General features: G+C 71.7%; 6 protein-coding genes. 2 read left to right on the forward strand and 4 right to left on the reverse strand.

Annotation, left to right across the window (positions count from 1 at the left end):
- A partial coding sequence (locus VF647_07660; protein ID HEX8451955.1) for a hypothetical protein occupies positions 1-343 on the reverse strand: 343 nt, incomplete at its 3' end.
- Positions 344-454: 111 nt separating this feature from the next.
- Positions 455-1,603, reverse strand: coding sequence for a glycosyl hydrolase family 8 (locus tag VF647_07665; GenBank protein ID HEX8451956.1), 1,149 nt, complete (start codon positions 1,601-1,603; stop codon positions 455-457).
- A gap of 141 nt (positions 1,604-1,744) precedes the next feature.
- On the opposite strand from VF647_07665, the gene VF647_07670 reads away from it, so the two are divergent.
- A complete protein-coding gene (locus VF647_07670) occupies positions 1,745-2,449 on the forward strand; it encodes a hypothetical protein (GenBank protein HEX8451957.1) in 705 nt (234 codons plus the stop codon).
- A gap of 49 nt (positions 2,450-2,498) precedes the next feature.
- Here VF647_07670 and VF647_07675 read toward each other — a convergent pair whose 3' ends face one another.
- Together VF647_07675 and VF647_07680 are read right to left on the reverse strand one after the other, a co-directional pair.
- A complete protein-coding gene (locus VF647_07675) occupies positions 2,499-3,692 on the reverse strand; it encodes an NAD-dependent epimerase/dehydratase family protein (protein HEX8451958.1) in 1,194 nt (397 codons plus the stop codon).
- On the reverse strand, positions 3,689-4,900 hold the full coding sequence (locus VF647_07680; protein ID HEX8451959.1) for an aminotransferase class V-fold PLP-dependent enzyme: 1,212 nt from the start codon (positions 4,898-4,900) through the stop codon (positions 3,689-3,691). Before VF647_07680 ends, VF647_07675 begins: the two co-directional genes overlap by 4 nt.
- 293 nt (positions 4,901-5,193) lie before the next feature.
- On the opposite strand from VF647_07680, the gene VF647_07685 reads away from it, so the two are divergent.
- Positions 5,194-5,808, forward strand: coding sequence for an SEC59/DGK1/VTE5 family protein (locus VF647_07685; GenBank protein HEX8451960.1), 615 nt, complete (start codon positions 5,194-5,196; stop codon positions 5,806-5,808).
- Positions 5,809-5,874: the final 66 nt, after the last annotated feature.

The raw sequence follows: 5,874 nt of genomic DNA on the forward strand, positions 1-5,874 counted from the left end.
ATCCCCGGATGCGCGCGAAGTCCGCCGCGGCCGCCGAGTCGATCCCCAGGCGGTCGCCCGAGGAGGAGTAGCTGAGCGCCGGGCGGGCCACGCCCACGAAGCGGAACGGGCTGCAGTCGGCGAGGCTGTAGATCTTGTTGCCGGCGGTGAAGAAGCCGTTCGGCGCCACGGGCACGTCCTGCCCGTCCACCTTCACGGTGCCCCCCGGGTCGCACTGCACGTCGGGGCCGCCCATGGGGTTGTCGTCGGCGCACGCCGCCAGGGAAGCCGCCAGGGCCAGGGCGAGCCCGGGCACACGCGCCGCGCGGCCGAGCCGCGGAAAAACCGCACGAGAGAGATTCATGGAGTGTCCGGCATGAGGCGGGCGAAAATTCGTGCGGGGGGCGCTGGGTAGGCCCACGACCGCGCTGCCTGCGCAAACATCAGGTACCGCAAAGAGCAAGCGGCGGGCCAGTCACCGCCGGGTGGGCGGCGGGGGCATGTTTCCGCTCGCGAAGAGGAGCGACAGCAGTCGAAGCGAGTCATGGTAGTACCCTTCGCCGCGCAGCCGCAACGTTTCGTTCCACATCTGCGCCCTGAACCGCGCGTCCGGGGCGACGATGGCGCCCGCCATGGCCGGGCCCACGAAGGCGGCGGTGTGCCAGCGCTCGTTGGGGTGCCCCTGCAGCGTGTACCCGTCACGAATGGCGGACGCGCCCACGCGCCGGAAGAAGGCGTTCAGCTGGTCCAGGTGCCCGCGCGCGCGCGGGTCGCAGTTCCAGGCGGCGTCTTTGGCCAGGCGCCACGGGATGCGCGTGGCGTTGTATCCGTAGTGGAACTCGAAGTTCCCCTGCGCCGTGGAGGAGTCGCCGCCGATCGTCGTCAGCTCCGGCTGCAGCCCGGTGCCGCGGGAGTGCCGGGCGCTGACGCGCGCCAGGATGGCGTAGTTGGCGTCGATCACGCGGTTCCACGACGCGTCGCCCGTGTACGCCGCGAACACCCGGAAGTACGCCGGCGCGAAGTACGACGGATTCATCACGTTGCTCCCGCCCCACACGTCGCCCGGCTTCAGCACGTAGGTGCCGGACTCAATGGCGTGGGTGCGGAGGCTGCGGATGAGCGCCCGCGCGTCGGCCCCGTACGCCTTCCACCGCGCGTCGGCCACAACCAGGGCGAACGCCATGTCGATGTCGCCGTCGGTGGCGGCGTTGGGGTCCAGCACGCGCCCCTGCGGCGAGACGTTCCACGCCATCAGCCCCCGCGGGTTGCGATGGCGTTTGGCGTACGCCCAGAGCGCGTCGAAGGTGGGGCGGTCGTCGAGGTACGCGGCCAGGAGCATCCCGTAGCCGATGGCCTCGGACGAGGTGCGGTCGCCCCCCTTCTCCGCCATCGTCACCCGCAGCAGGCCGCCCGCGCCGCGCGGGGTGACGTAGCGCCGCTTCCAATCCGCGTAGCTGGACCGGATCTCGGCGCCGGCCGCCGCCTGGTCAGGGGCAATGCTCGCGGCGCACCTGTAGGCCGGGGCCGGCTGCGCCGCCGCGCGCGCCTGCTCCCCGCGCGCGGCGGGGAGGTCGCACCCCCACACGACGGCGGGAAGGAGCGCGAGACGGAGGTGCTTCGCCATACGTTGCGGAAAATTGCACGACAGCGTTGCGGAAGTGCCGATTCCTGGCAATGTTACAGCCGCCTCCCTTTGTTTCCCGGGGCTCGCCGAAAAGGGAGCACGTCCCCCGCGCCCGCCGCATCCCTCCGCCACCGAACTTCCATGAGCATGATTCCCCGCGATGTATCATCCGCCCGGCGCCGCGGCGCGCTGCGCGTGCTCGCCGCAGGACTCGCCTTCGCCGCGGTGACCGTCGGGTGCGTCGCAATCCTCCACGTGCGTGGGACGATCCCGGCTGCCCGGCTTCTCAAGGACCCCGGCGTGTTCAACCCGGGGCCGTGGTACCTGGGCGCCGTCTCGTACTTCGGGATCGCGCTGTGGACCGCCGCATGCGCGGTGACGCTGTTCTCGCGCACCCTCCTGAGGAACGACGAGAACGCGGAGCTCCGCCGCTTCCTGCTGGCTTCAGGGCTGCTCTCCGCGCTGCTGGGGACCGACGACCTGTTCATGCTCCACGACACCATCGCCCCACAGCTCCTGGGGATCTCCGAGAAGGCGGTGATCGGCGTCTACGGGCTCCTCGGCCTCGCCTACGCGATCCGCTTCCGCTCGCTGATCCTGCGCACCGAGCTGCTGCTGCTGGTCTCGGCCATCGCCTTCTTCGGCCTCTCGGTGTGCGTGGACGTCCTGGACGCGGACGACGCCCGCCTCCTGCTGGTGGAGGACGGCGCGAAGCTGGCGGGGATCACGCAGTGGTTCAGCTACCTCGCCTCAACCTCGGCCGCGGCCATCCGCGGCACGCTCGGCGCGGCCGGGCGGCACGGCGAGCCGGAGCTCCCGGAGCACGCGGCGACCGCCGCCCTCTGAGACCGGTTCCCTGGCGGTTCAGGGAGTTTGCTTCTGAACCGCCTTCGCCCTACAGCACCACCTCGAGCTCGTGAGCCGCGCCGGCCTTCCAGTCCACCATCGGCAGGGTGGAGGCGCCGGCGAGGCTTTCGCCGCAGGAGAGGAGGTCGTCCATCAGCTGGCGGACGCCGTCTTCCAGCTTCAGAGTCGGGATGCCGGTCTGGCGCAGGCGCAGGTTGCGCGCGGGCCCGCCGCGGCTGGGACGCTCCAGCTCGTGGCGCGGGTCCAGCTTGTGGCACAGCTCCACCTCGATCCCGCGTTCCGCCGCCAGCCGCTGCACCAGGTGCGCGATCTCCAGCACGGTGGTGCGCGTCTCGACCGCCTGGTTGATCACCCGGTGCTCGCCGGCGGCGGCGGGGTGCTCGATCCAGTAGGAGAGCGCCGCGATGGTGTCCTGCAGCGCGATCAGCCCCGTGCTGGCGGTGCCGCCGGCGTGCACGGTGAGCGGCGTGCCGCGGACGGCCTGCGCCACGAAGCGGTTGAGCACCGATCCGAACACGGGGTCGCAGTCGAAGCGCGTGGCCAGCTGCGGATGCTCGCGCGAAAGCGGGGTCGACACGCCGTACACCACGCTCTGCATCACGTCCGTGGAGGCGAGGCCCCACACGCGGCACGCCATCGACAGGAAGTTGGTGTCGTTGATCTTGGTGATGTGGTACACGTCGTCCGCTTCGCGCGGAAAGGGGACGGGGCGGCAGGTCTCCTCGCCGTCCAGCGTCGCCTCCACGTACCCCTCGCCCAGCGACACGCCGCACTGCGCGTACTCGCCCATGCTCCCCATCTTCACCAGGTGCGTCTCCGGCGAGCGGTCGCGCAGGGCAAAGAGCACGGCCAGGTTCCCCACCTCGTTGTTCTCCAGCGTCTCCCGCGCGGCGGCGAACGACTGCATGGAGAACGGGGCCGACGGGATCTGCGCCAGGTGCACCACGGCGCGCGGGCGGGTGCCCCGAACCAGCTCGTCCACGCAGTCCACCACCCCCGCCTCGATCCCCGCCACGTCGCGCCGCCCGGTGACGCGGCGAAGCTGGCGTATGCGCTCGTTGAAGGGGAGCACCGGGATCGCGCTCTCGTGCCCCGAGGCCGCCACGCGGCGCCGCTTGCTGAGATCGTCGACCGCCAGGATCGGCTCCTTCACGGTCATGGCCAGGTGGGAGGTCAGCGCCCACCCCAGGTATCCGTCCGCCCCAAGTACGATAATGCTCACAACGCCTCCACGGCGCGGCGTGTTGAAATCGTGGAGACGGCGCGGATCTGCCCCCTCTCCTGCGGCGCGCGCCCCGTGAGGGCGGGCACTTCGTCCATCTCCTCCACGATGGAGCCGAGCAGCTCCACCGCGCGGTCGATGTCCGCGTCGTCCGCCCACCAGGGGAAGCCGATCCGCAGCACCTCGACGCCTTCACCCGCGAGGGTCTTCCCCTTCGTCTTGACGCACTTCACCGCGACGCCGCGCTCGGCGAGGGCGCGGTACACGGGGTACACGTCCATCCCCACCAGCTCCAGCGCCACCACCCGCCCGTCCGCCGCCGATGCCGCGGAGACGCGGGCCCGCGCGCCGAGCACCTCCTTCACCCGGGCCTGGAAGCGCTCGCGGATGGGCCGGCCGGGCTGCGCGTGGCACTGGAAGGCGCGGACCGCCGCCGCCAGCCCGGCGATGCGCGAGAAGTCCTGCCCCCCGCGCGGCTCCCAGCGCCCGATGGGGAGGTCCGCGCAGAGCGGCTCGCCGGCGCGGAACGGGCAGGTCCATTCCTCGATCACGTCGTGGCGCAGGTAGAGGAGCCCGCTGCCGTGCGGCCCGCCCAGCCACTTGTGCCCGCTGGCGATGTAGGCGTGGCACCCCAGCGTCGCCACGTCCACCTCGATCTGGCCGAGGGCCTGGGTGCCGTCCACCACCACGATGGGCGAGTCCGGCCGGCGCACCAGCGCGCGGATCTGCGCGCTGAGGTCGCGATTCGTGTCCCAGGTGAGGTGCGAGAGGAAGTACAGCCGCCCCGGAGTGTCGACGATCGCTTCCGGGCTCACCTGCACGAGCTTGAAGCGCGGGTCCGCCGCGAAGGCGCCCACGCCGCCCACGTGCTCGCCGTCGGTGCTGTACACGGCCGCGCCCACCAGGACCCCGGCGAGCGAGTCGGCCAGGCGGTCGATGGTGGCGGTGTGGCCATCCGCGAGGGCCCACTCCCCCGCCGTGCCGCCGAAGACCTCGGCGGCCAGCGGGCGCAGCTCGTCCAGGACGGAGCGCGCCTGGGCATACGCCGCCAGCGGATTGCCGCGAATCCGGCGGCGGAACGCGGCCATGGCGCGCTCCACCGCGGGCAGCGGATCGGTCATCGTCCCCGGGTTGTAGGCGATGGTGGGCCGCATGAGCCCCGCCTCCGTCTCCATCCGCCGGAGCGATTCTAGTTTTCTTTCTCGCATCGGATTTCCTCCCATCGGCCAGGTAAAGGCAAATCAGCGGCCAGATGGTCCGTGGTGCCTTGTAGCAGGCAAACTCCTGCAATCTAGTGGAATTCCTGCACGTTTTGTAGCAGTTGTGTCGCGGTTTGCTTCGACCGTCAACGTCCAGCCACGCCGGCATATGCACACGGCTGGCAAAGATCGTTACGCTGGCACAGGATTTTGCACCCTGGCGCGTAGCCCCGGCGGCGCCGCGGTGATAGCTTCCGCCGGGCCGCCCGCGTCGCCTCCACACCCCTGCCACGACCCTCGCGATGCGCCCACCCGACGCAGTCCGTGCCCGCCCCGTGCGCGGATCGCTGCGCCGGGAAGCGGCGCGCAAGGCGTTCCACATCTCCTCGGTCGCGCTCCCGGTGCTGGTCTGGCTCCTTCCGCGCTCCACCGCGACCGCGGGACTGGTGGCGCTGGCCGTGATCGCGATCGGGGTGGACGTGGCGCGGCTGCGGCTGCGCGGGCCGCGCTACCATTTCCTGCGCCTCACGCGCACCATGCTGCGCCCCCACGAGCGCCGCGGGCTGGCGGGCGGCACCTACATGGCGCTGGCCTACGCGGCGGCGATCCTCCTCTTTCCCAAGCCCATCGCGGTGGCGGGGATGCTGTACAACGGGCTGGGGGACGCGGCGGCGGCGCTGGTGGGAAAGCGCTTCGGGCGGCATCGTACCGCGTGGGGGAAGAGCTGGGAGGGGTTCGCGGCGGCGCTGGTGGTGTGCCTCGCCGTGGGCTTCGCCGTGCCCGGGATCGCGCCGGCGTCCGCGGTGGCGGGGGCGCTGGCGGCGGCGGCGCTGGAGTTTCTCCCTCTTCCGCTGGACGACAACCTGCGGGTGACGCTGGGGGGCGCGGGAGCGGCGTGGGCGGTTGTGATGATGTGAAGCGAGGCGGGCCCCCTCCCCCGCTCGTTCCTCGCGGCCCCTCCCCCAAAACTGCCTGGGGGAGGG

Origin of the sequence: Longimicrobium sp. (assembly GCA_036387335.1) — a bacterium.
Classification (GTDB): Bacteria; Gemmatimonadota; Gemmatimonadetes; order Longimicrobiales; family Longimicrobiaceae; genus Longimicrobium.